Origin of the sequence: Pseudomonas sp. GM17, assembly GCF_000282175.2 — a bacterium.
GTDB classification, from domain to species: domain Bacteria; phylum Pseudomonadota; class Gammaproteobacteria; order Pseudomonadales; family Pseudomonadaceae; genus Aquipseudomonas; species Aquipseudomonas chlororaphis.
Map to the genome: position 1 here is coordinate 1,535,929 of NZ_CP124732.1, position 20,313 is coordinate 1,556,241.

Genomic DNA, 20,313 nt, shown 5'->3' on the forward strand with positions numbered 1-20,313 from the left:
CTGGCGTGACGAGCTGATATGACGGTAGGCCGATCATTGGCCATTTCCCCTGAAGATAAAACCGGCTAAAACAGCAGTCTCTTTCAACATTTTTTTGATAATGCCCGGTGAGCCAGATGTTGCGATTCGATGACCTGCAATTGTTCGTGCGCGCCGCCGACCTCGGCAGCCTGTCCGCCGCGGCGCGGGTCATGGACCTGTCGGCGGCGGTGGCCAGCGCTGCGCTCAAGCGTATCGAGCAGCAGCTCGGCGCCCGGCTGCTGGCGCGTTCGACCCGCAGCCTGCGCCTGACCGCCGAGGGCGAAGGGTTTCTCGAGTATGCCCGCGCGGCCCTGAGCAACCTGGAGGAAGGCCGGCGCCTGCTGGCCAGCGGGCAGGATCAGGTCAGCGGCGTTCTCCAGCTGTCCGCGCCCTCGGATTTCGGCCGCAATCTGTTGCTGCCCTGGCTCGACCAGTTCCAGCTGGAGCACCCCAAGCTCACGCTGCGCCTGCTGCTGGGCGACCGTATCGCCGACCTGTTTCGCCAGCCGGTGGACATTGCCCTGCGTTACGGCGAACCGGAAGATTCCAGCCTGGTGGCCTTGCCTGTCGCGCCGCAGAACCGCCGGGTGCTGGTGGCCGCCCCCGAGTACCTGGCCCGCCACGGCGAGCCGCGTCAGCTGGAGCAACTGGCCCAGCACAATTGCCTGCTCTACATGCTTGGCAGCCGGGTGCATGACCATTGGAGTTTCCATGACGGCAAGCGCGAGGTCGGCCTGACGGTCAGCGGTGATCGCTTCAGCGACGACGCCGATGTGGTGCGCCTGTGGGCGGTGGCGGGGCGGGGCATCGCCTACAAGTCCTGGCTCGACGTGGCGGCCGATGTGCTGGCCGGGCGGCTCAAGGTGCTGCTGCCGGAGCTGCGCTGCGAACGGGCACCGCTGAACCTGTTGTGCGCGCATCGGGCGCAGTTGAGCAAGCCGGTGAAGTTGCTGCGGGACATGTTGCAGGCGCGCTGCGCTGAAGTTTCCGCGCGTTACCCCAAGCCAACCCACGCCGATCACTGACCCAGGCCGGCGGCGTCGTTGCCGGGTGCGGGCAGGTCGCATCCAGCACTGAGCGGCGGCGTCGATCTTGCACACTCGATTGCAGACCATTCAATCGGGGGGGCGGGGCATGGCAAGTCAGGGGTACAGTGCGGCAGAGCGTCTGGAACGCTTGCCCATCAGCGGTTATCACCGGGTCATTTTCATCATCATCGCCCTGGCGTTTTTCTTCGACTCCATGGACCTGGCGATGATGACGTTCCTGCTCGGCTCGATCAAAGCCGAGTTCGGCCTGAGCACCGCCCAGGCCGGCCTGCTGGCCAGTTCGAGCTTCTTCGGCATGGTGGTCGGCGCGTCGCTGTCGGGCATGCTCGCCGACCGCTTCGGGCGCAAGCCGGTGTTCCAGTGGAGCATCGTGCTCTGGGGCATCGCCAGTTACCTGTGCTCCACGGCGCAGACGGTGGACAGCCTGACCCTGTTCCGGGTGCTGCTGGGGATCGGCATGGGCATGGAGTTTCCCATCGCCCAGTCGATGCTCTCGGAGATGATCCCGGCCAAGCGGCGCGGGCGCTATATCGCCTTGATGGATGGCTTCTGGCCGCTGGGTTTCGTCGCGGCGGGCGTGCTCTCGTACTTCCTGCTGCCACTGATCGGCTGGCGCGACATCTTCCTGGTCCTGGCGATCCCGGCGGTGTTCGTGCTGGCGATCCGTTTCTTCATCCCCGAGTCGCCGCGCTGGCTGGAGCAGGCCGGGCGGCACGCCGATGCCGACCAGGTGCTGCGGCGGATCGAGGATAAGGTCCGCGCCTCGCTGCAGCGCGCGGACCTGCCCGAGCCGGTGCGCCTGCCGCGGGTGGAGAGCGTGCCGGGGCACTTCTTTTCGGCCTTGCGCGAGATCTGGTCGCCGCTCTATCGCCAGCGCACGATGATGATCTGGAGTGTGTGGTTCTTTGCCCTGCTGGGTTTTTATGGCCTGACCTCGTGGCTCAGTGCCTTGTTGCAGCAATCGGGTTTCGCCGTGACTCAGTCGGTGTACTACACGGTGCTGATTTCCCTCGGCGGGATTCCCGGCTTCCTCATGGCCGCCTGGCTGGTGGAGCGCTGGGGGCGCAAGCCGGTGTGCGTGATCACCTTGCTGGGCGGTGGAGTCATGGCGTTCTTCTACGGGCAGAGCGCGGTGTTCGGCGGCAACGTGGCGCTGCTGATCAGCTCCGGCCTGTTGATGCAGTTCTTCCTGTTCGGCATGTGGGCGGTGCTCTACACCTACACGCCCGAGTTATATCCCACCTCGGCGCGGGCTACCGGCTCCGGGTTCGCCTCGGCGGTGGGGCGCATCGGGTCGCTGCTCGGGCCGTTGGTGACCGGCGTGGTGTTCCCGATGACCGGGCAGGGCGGGGTGTTCGCCCTGGGCGCGTTGTGTTTCGCGGTCGCCGCGGCGGTGGTCTGGCTGTTCGGGATGGAGACCCGGGGCAAGACGCTGGAGGAGTTGAGCGAAGTCGGCGTTTGATCTGTAGCCGCTGCCGCAGGCTGCGATAAGGTCCGAAGAACCTTTCGAGGCCCTCAAGCGGCGCCCGCTTCGCGGTCGAGCGCAGCCTGCGGCAGCGGCTACAGGGGGATCGCGGGCAGGTTGCCCGCGATGGCGGTTTACGGCTTGACCAGCCGCGCATCCAGGCTGTTCTGCGCCAGGCGTTTGGCCTGGTCCTGGGTCATGCCCAGGTGGGTGTACAGGGCGTGGAAGTTCTCGGTGACGTAGCCGCCGAAGTAGGCCGGGTCATCGGAGTTCACGGTGACCTTCACCCCACGCTCGAGCATCTCGAGGATGTTGTGCTGCGACATGTGATCGAACACGCAGAGCTTGGTGTTCGACAGCGGGCAGACGGTCAGCGGGATCTGCTCGTCGATGATGCGCTGCATCAGTCGCTCGTCCTCGAAGGCGCGCACGCCATGGTCGATGCGCTGGATCTTCAGCAGGTCGAGGGCTTCCCAGATGTACTCGGGCGGGCCTTCTTCACCGGCGTGGGCGACAGTGAGGAAACCTTCGCTGCGGGCACGATCGAACACCCGCTGGAACTTGCTCGGCGGGTGACCCATTTCCGAACTGTCCAGGCCGACCGCGACAAAGGCTTCGCGGAACGGCAGCGCCTGGTCGAGGGTTTTCTGCGCTTCATCTTCGCTCAGATGGCGCAGGAAACTGAGGATCAGGCCGCTGGTGATGCCCAGTTGCTGCTCGCCATCCTTGAGCGCGCTGGCGATGCCGTTGAGCACCACTTCGAAAGGAATGCCGCGATCGGTGTGGGTCTGCGGATCGAAGAAGGGTTCGGTGTGGATGACGTTCTGCTCTTTGCAGCGCAGCAGGTAGGCCCAGGTCAGGTCATAGAAATCCTGGGAGGTGCGCAGTACGTCCGCGCCCTGGTAGTACAGGTCGAGGAACTCTTGCAGGTTGTTGAAGGCATAAGCCTTGCGCAGGGTTTCCACATCGCTCCAGGGCAGGGCGATCTTGTTGCGTTCGGCCAGGGCGAACAGCAGCTCGGGCTCCAGGGATCCTTCGAGGTGCAGGTGCAGTTCGGCCTTGGGCAAGGCGTTCAGCCAGTCGTACATGGGTGTGATCTCATCAGGTGCAGTCGAGCGCTGCGTGAACGTATTGCGCTCCATCATCCTGCGGCGAAAAGCCCACCGCAAGGTTCGATGACAGGCGCCGGCCCCGGGTTTTCCCAGGGCTGCGCGGGCGCGTCAGGTTCCAATCGCGCCCATAAGGGCAGGCATTCTACAGGCGCACGCGGACTATTCGGCAAAACCTGACCCGCCGGGCGATCAGGACGCTTGCGGTTCCCGGCGATAGGCATAGGTATCGGCGAACCGCGACAAGAGGAATTCGGCGCAGGTGGTGACCGGGTACTTCGGCGGATGCCCGGCATCCTGGCAGCCGGGCAGGCATTCGATGCGGGTATCCGGATGGGGTTCGGCGAAGAACGGCATCGAGTAGCGGTCCACCCCCAGCGGGCTGATCACCCGGTGCGGCGTCGACCGGTAACGGTCGTTGCTCCAGCGCGCCATCATGTCGCCGAGGTTGACCACGAAGGTGCCCTCGATGGGTGGGGCGTCGATCCACTGGCCCTGGACGTTGCGCACCTGCAGGCCGCCGGCGCTGTCCTGGTAGAGCAGGGTGATGCAGCCGTAATCGGTGTGGGCGCCGGCGCCTTGCTGTTCGTCGCTGCTGGCGGTATGCCGCGGCGGGTAATGGATCAGGCGCAGGACGCTGACTGGCTCCTTGAAGCGGCTGTCGAAAAAATCGCGCTCGATGCCCAGGGCCAGGGTCATGGCTCGCAGCAGGGTCTGGGCCAGGGCCTGCATGTCCAGGTAGTGCTGCTCCATCAGGGTTTCCCAGCCGGCGATATCCGGGTGCCGGTTGCTGCCGCGCAACGGTTTTTCCGCGAGCACCTCGGGATGGTCGGCCGGCAGGTGCAGGCCCATGTCGAAGGTTTCCTTGAGGTCGCTTGGCTTGTCCGGGTCCAGTTGCTCGGTGGCGATCGCGCCATAGCCGCGATGGTGGCGGGTCTGGGTGATATCGATCTTGAGTTTCTCGGCGGCCGGCAGGGCGAAGAAATACCGGGCGGCGTCGAGCAACTGGCCGATGCGCCCGGAGGTGATCGGGTGGCCCTTGATATAGAAGAACCCCCACTCGCGGCAGGCACGGTCGATCTGCTGGGCGACGCTGTTCCAGCCTTGGGCGTCGTCGCCGTAGAGCGGGCTGATGTCGATGATTGGCAGCTGGTTCATATAAATGCTCTCAAGGTACTCACTGCCCTGTAGCCGCTGCCGCAGGCTGCGATCGATCTGGGCGGCACTCCGACGAAGGGGGCGTGCTCTGGGTATCGAGCAAAGGACCTTCGGAACTTGGTGCAACCCGCGGCAGCGGCTACCGGCGAGTCATTTCGGAATGTCGGCCTTCATGCCTTCCACGTAATAGTTCATCGACGCGAGCTCTGCATTGCTGGCGCTGACCCCGGCGGCGAGTTTTTCCACGCCGGCCTGGTCCTTGATCGGCCCGGTGAACGGGTGGAAGGCGCCGCTCTTGATGTCGGCGATGATCTGCTCGGCCTCACGCTTGACGTCGGCCGGTACCAGGTCGCTGATCGGCAATTGGACCGTGCCTTCCTTCAGGCCGCCCCAGTAGTCCTGGGATTTCCAGCTGTGGTCGAGCACGCCCTGGGTGGCCTGGATGTAGTGCGGGCCCCAGTTGTTGACGATGGAGGTCAGCACCGCTTTCGGTCCGAAGTGGGCCATGTCCGAGGCGTAGCCCACGGCGTACACGCCACGGCGTTCGGCGGCCTGGATCGGCGCCGGGCTGTCGGTGTGCTGGAAGATCACGTCGGCGCCCTGGTCGATCAGGGCGTTGGCGGCGTCGGCTTCCTTGCCCGGGTCGAACCAGGAGTTGACCCACACCACCTTGATCTCGGTGCCCGGGTTGTATTTGTTCAGGGCCAGCTGGATGGCGTTGATGTCGCGGATCACTTCCGGGATCGGGAAGGAGGCGATGTAGCCGACCTTCTTGCTCTTGGTCATCTTCGCCGCGAGGAAACCGCCGACGTAGCGACCTTCATAGGTGCGGGCCAGGTAGGTGCCAAGGTTCTTGTCCTGCTTGTAGCCGGTGGCGTGTTCGAAGGTGGTCTTGGGAAACTGCCTGGCGACTTTCAGGGTCGGGTTCATGTAGCCGAAGGAGGTGGTGAAAATCAGGTCGTACTTATCCTTGGCCATGTTGCGGATCACCCGTTCGGCGTCGGCGCCTTCGGCGACGTTCTCCACATAGTTGGTCTTGATCCGGTCGCCGAACTTCTCCACCAGCGCCAGGCGCCCCTGTTCATGCTGATAGGTCCAGCCGTGGTCGCCGATCGGGCCGATATAGACGAAGCCGACCTTCAACGGATCGGCGGCGCTGGCGCCCAGCGAGACGCTCAGGCCGATGGCCGCGGTGAGGGCGCACAGCAGTTTTTGCAACGCACGTTTATGCATGAATCCGGACTCCATTTTGTTGTGGGGCGTGGCTGGGCCCTAAGGCTTGAATGGCTCAATGCAAATAGCTGACCAACAGGACAACAAAATCTTCGGGACCAGGGTGAAGCCTTCGCGGGCAAGCCTCGCGCCTACAGAGTCGCGGCGATCATGGGATCCGGCATGGCGTAAAACCTGTAGGAGCGAGGCTTGCCCGCGATCAATCTCAAGGCCGCCCAAGAGCTAACCCGGTGCGCCACGCCCACTTCATGCCAACCCCTGGTGCACTAAGGTGTAACGAAACGTTAGTGACTTCAGGCAGTCTTTAGCTCATCTCTTTCTGCTCGATTTATCCGGTCAAAGGACTGCAATGTTCACTTCACTCAAGCAAGAAAGTTTTCTGTTGCTGGCGCTGCTCGCGGCGCTGGTTGCCTATCCGTTGGAGCATGCGCTGCTCAACAGCGGCCAGGGCGTGGCACTGATCTCGGGGTTGGTGCTGATCGGTTTTATCGTCGCGGCCTCGATGCGCGTCGCCCATCACGCCGAGCTGCTGGCGGAGAAGGTCGGCGACCCCTACGGCACCATGATCCTGACCCTGGCCGCGGTCCTGGTGGAGGTGGTGATCCTGGCGATCATGATGAGCAACGAGGCCTCGCCGACCCTGGTGCGCGACACCATCTATTCGGCGGTGATGCTCGACATCAACGGCATCCTCGGCCTGGCCGCGCTGATGGGCGGGATCAAGCATGGCGAGCAGGCCTACAACGACGACTCGGCGCGTTCCTACAGTGTGATGATCCTCACCGCCATGGGCGTGTCGATGGTGGTGCCGGAGTTCATTCCCGAGTCGAAGTGGAAGCTCTACTCGGCCTTCACCATTGGCGCCATGGTGCTGTTGTACACCCTGTTCCTGCGCATGCAGGTCGGCGCCCACAGCTACTTCTTCAGCTACAGCTACCCGGAAAAACGCCGCAAGAAAGAACCGACAGAAGATCAGCCGGCGCCTGTCAGCCTGGCGTTTTCCATCGCCACCCTGGTGTTCGGCGTGGTACTGATCGGCGCGTTGGCGGAGGTGATGTCCAAGACCCTCGACCTGGGGCTGGAAGGCACGGGCGCGCCGCCGGTGATCACGGCGATCCTGGTGGCGGCGATTTCCGCGGCACCGGAAATCCTCACGGCCCTGCGTGCGGCGTTAGCCAATCGCATGCAGTCGGTGGTCAACATTGCGTTGGGCGCGTCGTTGTCGACGGTGATCCTGACGGTGCCGGTGATGGAGGCGATGGCGCTCTACACCGGCCAGCCGTTCCAGATGGCGATGACCCCGGTGCAGACGGTGATGATCTTCATCACCCTGATCGTCAGCGCGATCAACCTCAATGACGGTGAGACCAATGCCATCGAAGGCATGACCCACTTCGTGCTGTTCGCGACCTTCATCATGTTGTCGCTGTTGGGGCTGTAAAAGCTTCGCGGGCAAGCCTCGCTCCTACATCCGGCGTGATTCATTCTGGAAATGATCGGAACCGGTTCCCTGTAGGAGCGAGCTTGCTCGCGATAACGCCGGATCAGACGCCGCCGATCAACTCCCGCGCCGCTTGCCGGTGATCGGCAATCAGGCCCCGCACATCCAGGCCCTCGACCTGCCCGTCGATCACCCGCCACTGGCCGCCGACCATCACCCGGTCCGCCCGATCCGCGCCGCACAGCAGCAACGCCGACAACGGATCATGGCTGCCGGAGAAGCGCAGCTCATTGAGCTTGAACAGCGCCAGGTCGGCCTGCTTGCCCACGGCCAGCTCGCCGATATCGCTGCGCCCCAGCAGCCGTGCCGAACCCTGGGTGGCCCAACCCAGCACCAACTCCGGGGTGATCTTTTCGGCGCCGTAGCGCAGGCGTTGCAGGTACAGGGCCTGACGGGTTTCGAGAATCATGTTCGAGGCGTCGTTCGAGGCCGAGCCATCCACGCCCAGGCCGACGGGCGCGCCGGCGTCGGTCAGTTCCAGGGTCGGGCAGATACCCGAGGCCAGGCGCATGTTGGAGCTCGGGCAATGGCAGATGCCGGTCCCGGCGGCACCGAGGCGGGCGATTTCATCGGGGTTGAAATGGATGCCGTGGGCCAGCCAGGTCCGTGGGCCGAGCCAGCCGACGCTGTCCAGGTAGTCCACGGTGCGCAGGCCGAAACGTTGCAGGCAGAAGTCTTCCTCGTCGAGGGTCTCCGCCAGGTGGGTGTGCAGGCGCACGTCGAGTTTTGCCGCCAGCTCGGCGCTGGCCGCCATGATCTCTGGGGTTACCGAGAACGGCGAGCAGGGCGCCAGGGCGATCTGGATCTGCGCGCCGGCGCCGCGTTCGTGGTACTCGGCGATCAGCCGTTGGCTGTCGGCGAGAATCACCTCGCCCTGTTGCACGGTCTGTTGCGGCGGCAGGCCGCCATCCGCTTCGCCGAGGCTCATGGAGCCGCGGGTGAGCATGGCGCGCATGCCCAGTTCGCGCACGCTGGCCACCTGCACGTCGATGGCGTTTTCCAGGCCTTCGGGGAACAGGTAGTGGTGGTCGGCGGCGGTGGTGCAGCCGGACAGCAGCAGTTCGGCCAGCGCCACTTTACTGGCCAGGGCGAGTTTCTCCGGGGTCAGCCGGGCCCAGACCGGGTACAGGGTTTTCAGCCAGGGGAACAGCGGCTGGTTGACCACCGGCGCCCAGGCGCGGGTCAGGGTCTGATAGAAGTGGTGATGGGTGTTGATCAGCCCCGGCAGCAGCACATGCTCGCGGGCATCGAAGACCTGTCCACAGGGCTGGGCGGGTTGCTGGCCGGCGCCGAGCACTTCGACGATCAGGCCGTCTTGCAGCACCAGGCCGCCACGGGCGTCGAGGGCATTGCCGGTGAAAATGGCGAGGGGATTCTTTAACCAGGTACGGGTCGCAGGCATGGTGGCCGGCTCCTCTGAAAGTGGGTTCAGGTTAGCCAGCTCAGTGTTGCCCTGTCTGCTGATCCAGGGTCGCCACGGGGGCGAGGTGCGCAGTTTACGGGGAGACCGCTGCGCGGTCTATCGCGGGCAAGCCTCGCTCCTACACACGGCGGTGACTGTAGGAGCGAGGCTTGCCCGCGATGGCGTCCGGCGCTCGACCAAGAACTGGGCGCTGCGATGTCGGCCGCGGCTACAGGTGCAGGCTTACCAGGGAATGGTCTCGCCCTTGTAGTTGACGAAATGGTGCCCGCCCTTGCCGGTATAGGCATTGATCTGCTCGATCAGGCCACGGGTGCTGGTCTCGACGTCGATGTCCGCGCCCTCGCCGCCCATGTCGGTCTTCACCCAGCCCGGGTGCAGCGACAGCACGGTGAGCTTCTGCTCGAGCTGGGTGACGAAGCTGTTGGTCATGGAGTTCAGTGCCGCCTTGCTGGCCTTGTACAGCGCCAGCTCCGGCGCGTCGGGCATGGTCACGCTGCCCAGTACCGAACTCATGAACGCCAGCACGCCGCTGTCCGGACGGATCTGTGGGAGGAAACGCTGGGCCAGGTTGATCGGCGCCACGGCGTTGGTGAAAAACAATTGGCCGACTTCCGCGAGGGTCGCCTTGCCTGGCGTCTGGTCGTCCGGCCCCTTGACCCCGGCGTTGACGAACAGCAGGTCGAACACTTCGCCTTTGAGCTTCTGGTTCAGGGCGATCACCGCCTGCTGGTCGTCCATGTCCAGTTGCTCGATACGGACCGGGCCCAGGGCCTTGAGCGCCTCGGCTTTTTGCGGGTTGCGCACGGTGGCGGTGACCTGCCAGTCAGCGTCCAGCAGACGTTGCACCAGGCCCAGGCCCAGGCCTCTGGAGGCGCCGATGATCAGTGCGGTTTTTGGCGTAGACATGCGGGGATTCCTTGATGAGTGAAGATCATGGATTTAATGGGCAACGCTGGCCGAGCCGTTGTTGCAGCTCCTGGCGCAACTCGCCCAGTTCGCTGATGCGGGTCTCGATCAGGGTCAGTTTGTCTTGCAGCAGTTGCGTCACGGCGCTGTCCGGATCGCTGGCATGCCAGATCGCGGCAACGCTGCTGCCGATCTCGCCGAGGCTGAAGCCCAGGCGCTGCGCGGTCTTGATGTAGAGCACCAGCTGCACCGTGTCGCTGGGGTATTCACGATAGCCGTTGGCGCTGCGTTGCGCCGCGATCAACCCGCGCTGCTCGTAGAAGCGCAGGGTATCGCGGCTGACGGCGCAGGCCTGGGCAAGTTCACCGATGCGCATGCTGGAGTCTCGGAAGGGCTTGACCCTGGAGCATACTCCAGGCTTTAGCTTGTGTGCTCCTTGAATATCCGGAGCGATCCTTTATGTGGAGCACAACGCAATACCGTCAATTGGTGCGGGCCAGCGGTTGGTACGACCTGATCGTCACCGCCGCCTTTGTCACCCCCTGGAGCTTTCTCGCCCTGCACGGCCTGATGCAGCAGTGGAGCCGGGCCCTCGACCTGCCCGGCGCACTGCCGCCGTTCGAGCCCATGCACATGCTGATGGTCAACCTGATGGGCTCGATCGTCTGCGTGTGGTCGGTGCTGCGCATCCGCGATCCGCAGCTGGCCTTCGGACGCTACGACGCCGCCGGCCGGCTGCTGTTCGCCACCTGGCAGATCTACGCCCTGGCCCAGGGCGGCACGGCCTTGATCGGCGTGATCCTGCTTTTCGAACTGGCCTGGGCGGTGGCGCAGTTGTGGCCGGTTCGCGAGCAGGACAGACGCCTCGAGCCCTTGCCAGGGATTCCGTAGGAGCGAGGCTTGCCCGCGATAACGCCCGCCCGAACGCTATCTATCGCCCCGCCTGCCACGGCTGCCCCAGCGACACCGGCGCATACAGGCGGGTGCGCAGCGCATCCCGGGACAGTAGCACCAGCACCAGGATGGTCGCGGCATACGGCAGCATCGCCAGCAGGTTCGAAGGGACCGCCAGGCCCAGGCCTTGCGCCACCAGATGCAGGATGCTGGCGAGACCGAACAGGTAGGCGCCGAGCAGCAGGCGCCACACCCGCCAGCTGGCGAACACCACCAGCGCCAGGGCGATCCAGCCGCGCCCGGCGCTCATGTTTTCCGCCCACATCGGTGTGTAGGCCAGGGACAGGTATGCCCCGGCCAGGCCGGCCATGGCGCCGCCGAACAGCACCGCCAGGGTGCGTACCCGCAGCACCGGCAGGCCCATGGCGCTGGCCGCGTCGGGGTTTTCGCCGACCGCCTGGATGATCAGGCCGACCCGGCTTTTCAGGATCACCCAGGCCACCAGGGCGAACAGGGCGAAGGACAGGTAGACCAGCAGGTCCTGGGCAAACAGCATGCGCCCGATCAAGGGGATTTCGCTCAGCAGCGGAATCGCCATGGGTTCAAACCCGGCCAGCGGTTTGCCGACCCAACTGGCGCCAACGAAGCTCGACAGCCCGACCCCAAAGATGGTCAGGGCCAGGCCGGTGGCCACCTGATTGGCGTTGAACACCAGTGCCACCAGGGCGAACAGCGATGACAGCAGCATGCCGGCGAGCATCGCCAGCAGTACGCCGAGCCACAGGTTGCCGCTGTTCAGGGCGACGATAAAACCGATCACCGCGCCAAACAGCATCATGCCTTCCTGGCCGAGGTTGAGGACGCCGCTCTTCTCGCAGATCAGTTCGCCCAGGGCCACCAGCAGCAGCGGTGTACCGCAGCGGATCATGGCGTAGAAAATATTGCTCAACAGATCGATATCCATCACAGCGCTCCTGCCTGCACGCAAGGGTTGGCGGCGCGACGTGCCCAGCGCAGGTTCAGGCGCGGCCGATAGAGAATCAGCACGTCACTGGCTAGCAGGAAGAACAGCATCATGCCCTGGAACAACTGGGTGATGGCTTGCGGCAGGTTGAGGCTCATCTGCGCGTTCTCGCCGCCGATGTACAGCAGCGCCATCAGCAGGCTGGAGAACAGAATGCCGATGGGGTGCAGGCGGCCGAGAAAGGCCACGGTGATCGCCGCATAGCCATAGCCGGGCGATACCTGGGGCACCAGCTGGCCGATGGGGCCGGTGACTTCGCACACCCCGGCCAGGCCGGCCAGCCCACCGCTGATCAGCAGCGCCAGCCAGATCAGGCGCTTCTCGCGAAAACCGACGAAGCCGGCGGCGCGCTTGTCCAGCCCCAGCACTTTGATCTGGAAACCGACGAAGCTTTTTTGCAGCAGCACCCACACCGCCACCAGGGCCAGCAGGGCGAAATACACCCCGGCATGCACCCGGCCGTCTTCCAGGAGCAGCGGCAGGCGGCTGGCATCGCCGAACATCGCCGACTCGGGGAAGTTGAACCCGGCCGGGTCTTTCAGCGGCCCGTGCACGCAATACAGCAGCAGGTTCAGGGCGATGTAGTTGAGCATGATGCTGGTGAGGATTTCATTGGCGTTGAAGTGCGTGCGCAACCAGGCGGTGAGGCCGGCCCAGGCGGCGCCGGCCAGGGTGCCGGTGAGCAGGATCAGCACCAGCGCCCAGCGGCTTTGCAGGTCGATGATATTTACCGCCAGGGCGCTGCCGGCCAGGGCGCCGAGCAGCAGCTGGCCTTCGGCGCCGATGTTCCAGATCCGCGCCTGATACGCCACGGCCAGGCCGAGGGCGCAGAGCTGGATCGGCAGGGCCTTGACCAGCAGTTCGGAGACGCCATACAGGTCGCTGATCGGGGCGATCAGCAAGGTGTGCAGGGTTTCCAGCGGGTCGTGGCCCAGGGCGACGAACAGCAATGAGCCACAGCCCAGGGTCAGGGCCGCGGCCAACAGCGGTGAGCACCAGAGCATCAGGCGCGATTGCTGGCCGCGGGGTTCGAGAGAAAGCAGCATAAATAAACAGCTCCGTTACGCTGGCTGAGCGGATAAGTGGGCGGGGGTATCGAACTGGCCGGCCATCCAGCCGCCGACTTCGACCAGGCTGGTGTCCGCGGTGGCCTTGAGCGCCGACAGGCGACCGCTGCACAGGGCCGCCAGGCGATCGCTGATCTGGAACAGTTCATCGAGGTCTTCGGAGATCACCAGGATCGCCGCGCCCGCATCGCGCAGGGCCACCAGGGCCCGGTGGATAGTCGCGGCGGCGCCGACGTCGACGCCCCAGGTCGGGTGCGCGGCGATCAGCAGCCGGGGTTGCTGGAGGATTTCCCGGCCGAGGATGAATTTCTGCAGATTGCCGCCGGACAGGCTGCGGGCGGCGGTCTGGCTGTCCGGCGTTTTCACCGCGAAGCGGCGAATGATGTCCTCGGCCAGGGCCAGCACCTTGCCGCGCTGAATCAGGCCGTTGCTCACCAGCCCTTGCTGGAAGGCGGTCAGCAGGGTGTTGTCCGCCAGGCTCAGTTCCGGCACGGCGCCATGGCCCAGGCGCTCGGCCGGGACGAACGCCAGGCCCAGTCGGCGGCGGGCATCGGGATGCAAATGGGCAACGTACTGGCCGGCGAAGCGCAGGGTGGAAGCGGCGGCACGGCCAAGACGCTGTTCGCCGCTGAGCAGGGCCAGCAGTTCGTCCTGGCCATTGCCGGCGACCCCGGCGATGCCGACGATTTCACCGCTGCGCACGTCCAGGTCGATGTTCTGGAGCGAGCAGCCGAACGGGTCCGGATTGGGCCAGGACAGTTTCTGTACCTGCAGGAAGGCCTCGCCGCCCTTGGCCTTCGGGTAATCGGTGATCAGGCTCGCGGCTTCGCCGACCATCAGCCGCGCCAATTCCTGGTCCGAGCATTCGGCGGGTATGCAGTGCCCGGCCACCCGTCCACCGCGCAGCACCGTGGCGCTGTGGCACAGGGCGCGGACTTCGCCGAGCTTGTGGCTGATGAACAGAATGCTGCAGCCCTCGCTGGCCAGGCGGCGCAGGGTGACGAACAGTTCGTCGGCTTCCTGGGGCGTCAGCACCGAGGTCGGCTCGTCGAGGATCAGCAGGCGGATGTCCTGCATCAGGCAGCGAATGATCTCCACCCGCTGGCGTTCGCCGATGGACAGGCTGTGCACCAGGCGCTCCGGCTCCAGGGCCATGCCGTAGCGCTGCGAGACCTGGCGGATCTTCGGCTCCAGCTGCTTCGGCGTACCGGCCGCGGCGCCCATGGCCAGGGCGATGTTCTGCGCCACGGTCAGGGTCTCGAACAGCGAGAAATGCTGGAACACCATGCCGATCCCCAGGCTGCGCGCTTGGGCCGGATTGCGCATGAGGTGATGCTGCCCCTGCCAGATCACCTCGCCCGAGTCGGCCTGGGTCACCCCGTAGATGATTTTCATCAGGGTGCTTTTGCCGGCGCCGTTTTCACCGAGCAGGGCGTGGATTTCCCCCGGCTGGATACTCAGGTCGATCCCGTCGTTGGCCAGGCAACCGGGATAACGCTTGGTGATTCCGCGCAGTTGCAGGCGGGGTGTTGCAGCGGGGATGGGAGCAGGGTTGGGCATGACGGACTCGGGGTGCTGAACGTTATGCCGGTGGATAAAGCAATTTCCTGGCCAGTGAGTCAGGAAACTGCCGAGACCCCGATGAACTGCGGCCTCGTGCCCCCTTTGCTCGTTACCTGCACCGCTGTTCGGCACCAGTTCAGGGCAAGGTGCTTGAAACGGCGGCGGTTTTGCCCGAACGGTCTGGTCGAAAAATGATCAGGTGCCTGCAAGCCTTGCGCTCTATGCGGCTGGCGCAGCCTTGCACGGGTTATCCACAGCTTGTTCCACAGTATTTGTGTGCAAGCCCGAAGGCCGGGCATAAGTACTGTGTGGCTTTCTTCTAAAAGCGATAAACAACGCTAACTTACTGTTTTAGTTTGAAAAATCTGTTTTTGGCGGGTGATTGGCTGAAAAGTGAGCAATCGCTGCAAAGCCACGTGACAGAAGGGTTACAGGCAAGTGTGCTCAGGTTATCCACAGTCGGGTGCACAGCAGGTGTGGGCAAGTCGGCTATCCACCGGGCCGTTGTGCACAGGATGATTTCGAGGCGTTGGTGCGTATTGGTGCGCTCAGCGCTGCAAGAGGATGCGCCCACGACTCAGGTCGGCCAGCTGGCTTTGCAAGGTGGCGATCTGGCTTTCGCCCAGGGCCAGTTGCAGTTCTACGCCGTTGGCCGTGAAGTGTTCCTCGACCAGCAGCCCGCCGAGTTCGGCGACCCGCAGCTTGACCAGTGCCAGCTCGCTGAAGCTGCAGGCGCAACGCAGGGCTACGCGGCTGATCAGTTCGATGCGTTCGGCGCCTTGCAGGCATTTGTTGGCGCTGCCGCCATAGGCGCGGGCCAGGCCGCCGGTGCCCAACTGAATGCCGCCGTACCAGCGAATCACCAGCACCGCGACTTGGTCGCAGTCCTGGGCTTCGATGGCCGCGAGGATCGGGCGGCCGGCGGTGCCGCCGGGCTCGCCGTCATCACTGCTGCGGTATTGCTCGGCGAGTTTCCAGGCCCAGCAGTTGTGGGAGGCATTGGGATCGCTGTGCCGTTCGATAAAGGCTTGGGCCTCGGTCGCGCTGCTGATTGGCGCGGCGAGGGCGATAAAGCGGCTTTTGCGAATCTCTTCGCGGTATTCGCAAAGGCCGGCGAGGGTAAAGGGCATGCGTTGTGTTCTTTATAAGGCAGGCTTGAGGCCGCAACCCTTGAGGATGATGCGGATCAGGTTGTTGCCGGCGTCTTCCATGTCCTGCTTGGTCAGCTTGCTGCGACCGGTGACGCGGCAGATCTGGGTGGCGAAGTCGGCGTAATGCTGGGTGCTGCCCCACAGCAGGAAGATCAGGTGCACCGGGTCCACGGGGTCCATCTTGCCGGCGTCGATCCAGGCCTGGAACACCGCGGCGCGCCCCTGGAACCAGGCGCGGTAGTCCTGGCTGAAGTATTCGCTGAGGCATTCGCCGCCGCTGATGATCTCCATGGCGAAGATTCGCGAGGCCTGCGGCTGGCGCCGGGAGAACTCCATCTTGGCGCGGATGTAGCGGGTCAGCGCTTCGGCCGGGTCGTCCTCGGCGGTCAGGGTGTTGAAGGTGCTGTCCCACAGCTCGAGGATGTTGCTCAGCACCGCGACATACAGCCCAAGCTTGTTGGTGAAGTAGTAATGCAGGTTGGCCTTGGGCAGGCCGGCATTCTGCGCGATGGTGTTCATGCTGGTGCCTTTGAAACCGTGACGGGCGAACTCGTCTTCGGCGGCCTTGATGATCGCTTCTTCGTTTTTCTGACGAATACGGCTGGCGGGCTTGGCGGTTTGAGGGCCGGCGTGGGCTGGGACTTCAAGGGTCATAGGCGTTTCCGAGCTGTTCTGTGGGTGCAACCAGTGCGTTGATAGCGCACCCACAGGCCTCAGACAAGCCTTAATGGGCAGAAAACCCTTAAAGCGGTTCCAGGGTGTCGCTTTCACCGGCCGGATTTGCGTCACGCAGCGCGGCCCGGTCTTCCGGCAGCAACAGGCACATGAGGATTGCGGTCAGGCCGCCGCTGGTGATCGCCGAATCGAACAGGTTCTGCACCACCTTGGGCAACAGGTGCAGCAGGTTCGGTTGCGCCGCGATCCCCAGGCCGACGCCGAAGGAGGTGGCGATGATCAGCATGCTGCGCCGGTCCAGCGGTGCCTGGGCGAGGATGCGCACACCGGCCGCAGCGACGCTGCCGAACATCACCAGGGTGGCGCCGCCGAGCACTGGCTTGGGGATTTGCTGCAGCACCGCGCCGATCAGTGGAAACAGGCCCAGGCAAAACAGTAACAGGCCGATGTACAGCCCGACATGGCGGCTGGCCACGCCGGTCAGCTGAATCACCCCGTTGTTCTGGGCGAAGGTGGTGTTGGGGAAGGCGCTGAAGGTCGCGGCGATCATGCAGCTGACGCCGTCGCCGAGAATGCCGCTCTTGAGCCGGCTTATATAAGAAGGGCCGCTGATGGGCTGGCGGGCGAGCATGCAGTTGGCGGTCAGGTCGCCGACGGTTTCGAGGGTGCTGATCAGGTAGATCAGCGCCACGGGCAGGAATGCCGTCCAGTCGAAGCTGAAACCGAAGCGGAAGGGTGCCGGCAGGCTGATCAGCGGCAGGTCGGGCAACGCCTGGGGCACCAGCTTGCCGCTGAACCAGGCGGCGAGGCTGCCCAGGGCCAGGCCGATGATGATCGCCGACAGTCGTACCCAGGGCGTGTTCGAGCGGTTCAGCAGGATGATGGTCAATAGCACCAACAGGCCCAGCGCCAGGTTGCCCGGCGCGCCGAAATCCGCGGCATTGAAGCCGCCGCCCAGGTCGGTGATGCCGACCTTGATCAGGCTGACACCGATCAGGGTAATCACGATGCCGGTGACCAGCGGCGTGATGACCCGGCGCAATTGGCCGATGAAGCGGCTCAGGACGATCTGCACCGCCGCGCCGAAAAAGCACACGCCAAAAATCATCGCTAGGACGTCTTCCGGGCTGCCGCCCCGTTGCTTGACCAGAAAACCTGCGGACAGCACCGCGCCGAGGAAGGCAAAGCTGGTGCCTTGCAGGCAGATCATCCCCGCGCCGATTCCGAACGGCCGACGCGCCTGAATGAAGGTGCCGACGCCGGAAACCATCAGCGCCATGCTGATCAGGTAGGGCAGGTGGGCGCCCAGGCCCAGGGTCGAGCCGATCACCAGCGGCGGGGTGATGATGCCGACGAAACTCGCCAGCACATGCTGCAGGGCGGCGAGGATCGCGGCGAGTGGTTTCGGGCGATCGTCGAGACCGTAGATCAGGTCGCTTTGGCGCAAGGTGTCTGGCTGCATGGACGGGGAACTCAGGGCTGATGGTTCAAGGTCATCGTGCCCTGCAAAAAGCTGTCCAAGTGCTCAGGTTATTGCCTGTGTTTGCCGTTATGGGGCAATGGGGGCGGGGCTTTTATAGTGTCGTAGGTTTTTTCAGCGGGTGGCCGCCAGGCTGTCCAGGAAGCTCTCCAGCACCAAATGAGGGCGACGGCCCTTGCGTGTGACCGATGCCAGGCTCAGGTCATAAAAACGTGAACCGGGTTTGAGCGCGCGCAGTCGTCCCTGCTGGACCCAGAGGCTGGCGTAGTGGTCCGGCAGGTAGCCAATGTAGCGTCCGGTGAGAATCAGGAACGCCATGCCTTCGCGGTCCGAAGCGCTGGCGGTGCAATTGAGCGCCTGGTAATGGGCCTGGATCTCGGCGGGCAGGCGGAAGGTCGGGGCGATGGCGTCCTGCTCGTTGAGGCGCCGGTCGTCCAGTTGCTTGTCGTCGACATAAAACAGCGGGTGGCCGACGGCGCAATAAAGCAGCGAGCGTTCGCTGTACAGCGGTTGGTATTCCAGCCCGGACAAGGCACTGGCCTGGGGCACTACGCCGACATGCAGGCGCCCGTCGAGCACGCCTTGTTCGACTTCGTTGGGGGCGATCATGCGGATCTGGATCTGCACGTCCGGCCCGCGCTCCTTCAGTTGCGCCAGGGCATGGGTGATGCGCATGTGGGGCAGGGTGACCAGGTTGTCGGTCAGGCCGATGATCAGTTCGCCACGCAGGTGGCGGTGCAGGCCGTTGACCTCGGTGCGAAAGCTTTCCAGGGCGCTCAACAGCTGCAGGGCCGATTGATACACCTCGCGACCCTCTTCGGTCAGCGAGAAACCGGCGCGTCCACGTTGGCACAGGCGCAGGCCGAGACGCTGCTCGAGGTCGCTCATCTGCTGGCTGATGGCTGAGCGACCGATGCCGAGCACAGTTTCCGCGGCGGAGAAGCCACCGCACTCGACCACGCTGCGAAAGATCCGCAGCAGGCGGATATCAAAGTCGCTGACTTGCGCCAGCGGGTCGGCGCGACGGCTGCTCATAGTTTAGTGGGCCACTGACTGAAGGTTATAAAAGTTGGATTTCACCGACTTTATAGCCGTGGCAACTTAGCTGCAACAACGCTTTCCGATCCCTGCGCCGCTTATTGCCCTGCGAGGTTTTGCCCCATGAACATGCATGAAAACGCTCCAGCTTCCCTGGCCAGCCAGCTCAAGCTCGATGCTCACTGGATGCCCTACACCGCCAACCGCAACTTCCAGCGCGATCCGCGCCTGATCGTCGCCGCCGAAGGCAGCTGGCTGGTCGACGACAAGGGGCGCAAGGTCTATGACTCGCTGTCCGGCCTGTGGACCTGTGGCGCCGGCCACACCCGCAAGGAAATCCAGGAAGCGGTGGCCAAGCAACTGGGCACCCTCGATTACTCGCCAGGCTTCCAGTACGGTCACCCGCTGTCGTTCCAGCTGGCCGAGAAAATCACCGCGCTGACCCCGGGCAATCTGAACCATGTGTTCTTCACCGACTCCGGTTCCGAATGCGCCGATACCGCGGTGAAAATGGTGCGCGCCTACTGGCGCCTGAAAGGCCAGTCGACCAAGACCAAGATGATCGGCCGTGCCCGTGGCTATCACGGCGTGAACATTGCCGGTACCAGCCTCGGCGGGGTCAACGGCAACCGTAAACTGTTCGGCCAGGCGATGATGGATGTCGACCACCTGCCGCACACCCTGCTGGCAAGCAACGCGTTCTCCCGTGGCATTCCGGAGCAGGGCGGTATCGCGCTGGCCGACGAACTGCTCAAGCTGATCGAACTGCATGACGCCTCCAACATCGCCGCGGTGTTCGTCGAGCCTCTGGCCGGTTCCGCTGGCGTGCTGGTGCCGCCACAGGGTTACCTCAAGCGCCTGCGGGAAATCTGCGACCAGCACAATATCCTGCTGGTGTTCGACGAAGTGATCACCGGTTTCGGCCGTACCGGCAAGATGTTTGGTGCCGACAGCTTTGGCGTGACTCCGGACCTGATGTGCATCGCCAAGCAAGTCACCAACGGCGCGATTCCGATGGGCGCGGTGATTGCCAGCTCCGAGATCTACCAGACCTTCATGAACCAGCCGACCCCCGAGTATGCGGTGGAATTCCCCCACGGCTATACCTACTCGGCGCACCCAGTGGCTTGCGCGGCCGGTCTGGCGGCACTGGATCTGTTGCAGAAAGAAAACCTGGTGCAGAGCGTCGCTGACGTGGCACCGCATTTCGAGAAGGTACTGCACGGCATCAAGGGTACGAAGAATGTCATCGACATCCGTAACTACGGCCTGGCCGGTGCCATCCAGATTGCCCCGCGCGATGGCGATGCCATCGTGCGTCCGTTCGAAGCGGGCATGGCCCTGTGGAAAGCCGGTTTCTACGTACGCTTCGGCGGCGACACCCTGCAGTTCGGGCCGACCTTCAACAGCAAGCCGCAGGATCTGGACCGTCTGTTCGATGCCGTCGGCGAAGTGCTGAACAAGCTCGACTGATTTCCAAAAACTGTAGGAGCCGAGCTTGCTCGCGATGGCGTACTCATGGGCGCCATCGTGGTTCGGCTCATATTCAAAGTCAT

At 64.2% G+C, this 20,313-nt stretch carries 18 protein-coding genes; 5 read left to right on the top strand and 13 right to left on the bottom strand.

Features of this window, described 5'->3' with window-relative positions; all coding sequences use genetic code 11:
• The first annotated feature begins 116 nt into the window (after positions 1 to 116).
• A complete protein-coding gene (gene vimR, locus PMI20_RS06850) occupies positions 117 to 1,046 on the top strand; it encodes a transcription regulator VimR (protein ID WP_007923282.1) in 930 nt (309 codons plus the stop codon).
• 109 nt (positions 1,047 to 1,155) lie between these two features.
• The gene (locus tag PMI20_RS06855; RefSeq protein ID WP_007923281.1) at positions 1,156 to 2,532 is read left to right on the top strand and encodes an MFS transporter; all 1,377 of its coding nucleotides are present in this window, start codon (positions 1,156 to 1,158) and stop codon (positions 2,530 to 2,532) included.
• Positions 2,533 to 2,669: 137 nt separating this feature from the next.
• On the opposite strand, the gene PMI20_RS06860 is transcribed toward PMI20_RS06855, so the two are convergent.
• From PMI20_RS06860 to PMI20_RS06870, 3 genes are all read right to left on the bottom strand, one after another.
• Positions 2,670 to 3,623, bottom strand: a complete 954-nt coding sequence (locus tag PMI20_RS06860; RefSeq protein WP_007923280.1) for an adenosine deaminase — start codon at positions 3,621 to 3,623, stop codon at positions 2,670 to 2,672.
• 213 nt (positions 3,624 to 3,836) lie between these two features.
• Positions 3,837 to 4,802: a 2-oxoglutarate and iron-dependent oxygenase domain-containing protein gene (locus tag PMI20_RS06865; protein ID WP_007923277.1), complete on the bottom strand. Its 966-nt coding sequence runs from the start codon at positions 4,800 to 4,802 to the stop codon at positions 3,837 to 3,839.
• Positions 4,803 to 4,952: 150 nt separating this feature from the next.
• Entirely contained in the window at positions 4,953 to 6,035 is a 1,083-nt protein-coding gene (locus PMI20_RS06870) for a BMP family ABC transporter substrate-binding protein (protein WP_007930680.1), read from the bottom strand.
• A 349-nt stretch (positions 6,036 to 6,384) separates the two neighbouring features.
• Between PMI20_RS06870 and PMI20_RS06875 the strand changes: the two genes are divergently transcribed.
• On the top strand, positions 6,385 to 7,476 hold the full coding sequence (locus PMI20_RS06875) for a calcium:cation antiporter (protein WP_007930681.1): 1,092 nt from the start codon (positions 6,385 to 6,387) through the stop codon (positions 7,474 to 7,476).
• Between the two features lie 103 nt (positions 7,477 to 7,579).
• Here the strand turns inward: PMI20_RS06875 and PMI20_RS06880 are convergent, their stop codons facing one another.
• The 3 genes from PMI20_RS06880 to PMI20_RS06890 form a co-directional block, all read right to left on the bottom strand.
• Complete coding sequence (locus tag PMI20_RS06880; RefSeq protein ID WP_007930682.1) at positions 7,580 to 8,938, bottom strand: 8-oxoguanine deaminase; 1,359 nt, start codon at positions 8,936 to 8,938, stop codon at positions 7,580 to 7,582.
• A 243-nt stretch (positions 8,939 to 9,181) separates the two neighbouring features.
• Complete coding sequence (locus PMI20_RS06885; protein ID WP_007930683.1) at positions 9,182 to 9,865, bottom strand: SDR family oxidoreductase; 684 nt, start codon at positions 9,863 to 9,865, stop codon at positions 9,182 to 9,184.
• 25 nt (positions 9,866 to 9,890) lie between these two features.
• Positions 9,891 to 10,241, bottom strand: a complete 351-nt coding sequence (locus PMI20_RS06890) for a MerR family transcriptional regulator (protein WP_007930685.1) — start codon at positions 10,239 to 10,241, stop codon at positions 9,891 to 9,893.
• Positions 10,242 to 10,324: 83 nt separating this feature from the next.
• Here PMI20_RS06890 and PMI20_RS06895 point away from each other — a divergent pair, with 83 nt between their 5' ends.
• Positions 10,325 to 10,756 carry a hypothetical protein gene (locus PMI20_RS06895; RefSeq protein ID WP_007930687.1) on the top strand — a complete coding sequence of 144 codons (432 nt, stop codon included), beginning with the start codon at positions 10,325 to 10,327 and terminating at the stop codon, positions 10,754 to 10,756.
• Between the two features lie 40 nt (positions 10,757 to 10,796).
• Here the strand turns inward: PMI20_RS06895 and PMI20_RS06900 are convergent, their stop codons facing one another.
• From PMI20_RS06900 to PMI20_RS06930, 7 genes are all read right to left on the bottom strand, one after another.
• On the bottom strand, positions 10,797 to 11,723 hold the full coding sequence (locus PMI20_RS06900; RefSeq protein WP_007930689.1) for an ABC transporter permease: 927 nt from the start codon (positions 11,721 to 11,723) through the stop codon (positions 10,797 to 10,799).
• Positions 11,723 to 12,829, bottom strand: coding sequence for an ABC transporter permease (locus PMI20_RS06905; protein ID WP_007930690.1), 1,107 nt, complete (start codon positions 12,827 to 12,829; stop codon positions 11,723 to 11,725). Before PMI20_RS06905 ends, PMI20_RS06900 begins: the two co-directional genes overlap by 1 nt.
• 15 nt (positions 12,830 to 12,844) lie before the next feature.
• Positions 12,845 to 14,410, bottom strand: coding sequence for an ABC transporter ATP-binding protein (locus PMI20_RS06910; RefSeq protein WP_007930691.1), 1,566 nt, complete (start codon positions 14,408 to 14,410; stop codon positions 12,845 to 12,847).
• Positions 14,411 to 14,961: 551 nt separating this feature from the next.
• Positions 14,962 to 15,543, bottom strand: a complete 582-nt coding sequence (locus PMI20_RS06915; protein WP_007930693.1) for an IMPACT family protein — start codon at positions 15,541 to 15,543, stop codon at positions 14,962 to 14,964.
• 12 nt (positions 15,544 to 15,555) lie between these two features.
• Positions 15,556 to 16,218 (bottom strand): TetR/AcrR family transcriptional regulator, encoded by a 663-nt coding sequence (locus tag PMI20_RS06920; RefSeq protein WP_007930696.1) that lies wholly within the window; start codon positions 16,216 to 16,218, stop codon positions 15,556 to 15,558.
• Positions 16,219 to 16,306: 88 nt separating this feature from the next.
• Positions 16,307 to 17,701 (bottom strand): uracil-xanthine permease family protein, encoded by a 1,395-nt coding sequence (locus PMI20_RS06925; protein ID WP_007930698.1) that lies wholly within the window; start codon positions 17,699 to 17,701, stop codon positions 16,307 to 16,309.
• A 132-nt stretch (positions 17,702 to 17,833) separates the two neighbouring features.
• Positions 17,834 to 18,754: a LysR family transcriptional regulator gene (locus tag PMI20_RS06930; protein WP_007930700.1), complete on the bottom strand. Its 921-nt coding sequence runs from the start codon at positions 18,752 to 18,754 to the stop codon at positions 17,834 to 17,836.
• 126 nt (positions 18,755 to 18,880) lie between these two features.
• Here PMI20_RS06930 and aptA point away from each other — a divergent pair, with 126 nt between their 5' ends.
• Positions 18,881 to 20,230: an omega-aminotransferase AptA gene (aptA, locus tag PMI20_RS06935; RefSeq protein WP_007930703.1), complete on the top strand. Its 1,350-nt coding sequence runs from the start codon at positions 18,881 to 18,883 to the stop codon at positions 20,228 to 20,230.
• The last annotated feature ends 83 nt before the right edge of the window (positions 20,231 to 20,313 follow it).

Coding starts and splice junctions, on each gene's coding strand:
- vimR (WP_007923282.1), top strand. CDS start 117: ATGTTGCGATTCGATGACCTGCAATTGTTCGTGCGCGCCGCCGACCTC.
- PMI20_RS06855 (WP_007923281.1), top strand. CDS start 1,156: ATGGCAAGTCAGGGGTACAGTGCGGCAGAGCGTCTGGAACGCTTGCCC.
- PMI20_RS06860 (WP_007923280.1), bottom strand. CDS start 3,623: ATGTACGACTGGCTGAACGCCTTGCCCAAGGCCGAACTGCACCTGCAC.
- PMI20_RS06865 (WP_007923277.1), bottom strand. CDS start 4,802: ATGAACCAGCTGCCAATCATCGACATCAGCCCGCTCTACGGCGACGAC.
- PMI20_RS06870 (WP_007930680.1), bottom strand. CDS start 6,035: ATGCATAAACGTGCGTTGCAAAAACTGCTGTGCGCCCTCACCGCGGCC.
- PMI20_RS06875 (WP_007930681.1), top strand. CDS start 6,385: ATGTTCACTTCACTCAAGCAAGAAAGTTTTCTGTTGCTGGCGCTGCTC.
- PMI20_RS06880 (WP_007930682.1), bottom strand. CDS start 8,938: ATGCCTGCGACCCGTACCTGGTTAAAGAATCCCCTCGCCATTTTCACC.
- PMI20_RS06885 (WP_007930683.1), bottom strand. CDS start 9,865: ATGTCTACGCCAAAAACCGCACTGATCATCGGCGCCTCCAGAGGCCTG.
- PMI20_RS06890 (WP_007930685.1), bottom strand. CDS start 10,241: ATGCGCATCGGTGAACTTGCCCAGGCCTGCGCCGTCAGCCGCGATACC.
- PMI20_RS06895 (WP_007930687.1), top strand. CDS start 10,325: ATGTGGAGCACAACGCAATACCGTCAATTGGTGCGGGCCAGCGGTTGG.
- PMI20_RS06900 (WP_007930689.1), bottom strand. CDS start 11,723: ATGGATATCGATCTGTTGAGCAATATTTTCTACGCCATGATCCGCTGC.
- PMI20_RS06905 (WP_007930690.1), bottom strand. CDS start 12,829: ATGCTGCTTTCTCTCGAACCCCGCGGCCAGCAATCGCGCCTGATGCTC.
- PMI20_RS06910 (WP_007930691.1), bottom strand. CDS start 14,410: ATGCCCAACCCTGCTCCCATCCCCGCTGCAACACCCCGCCTGCAACTG.
- PMI20_RS06915 (WP_007930693.1), bottom strand. CDS start 15,543: ATGCCCTTTACCCTCGCCGGCCTTTGCGAATACCGCGAAGAGATTCGC.
- PMI20_RS06920 (WP_007930696.1), bottom strand. CDS start 16,218: ATGACCCTTGAAGTCCCAGCCCACGCCGGCCCTCAAACCGCCAAGCCC.
- PMI20_RS06925 (WP_007930698.1), bottom strand. CDS start 17,701: ATGCAGCCAGACACCTTGCGCCAAAGCGACCTGATCTACGGTCTCGAC.
- PMI20_RS06930 (WP_007930700.1), bottom strand. CDS start 18,754: ATGAGCAGCCGTCGCGCCGACCCGCTGGCGCAAGTCAGCGACTTTGAT.
- aptA (WP_007930703.1), top strand. CDS start 18,881: ATGAACATGCATGAAAACGCTCCAGCTTCCCTGGCCAGCCAGCTCAAG.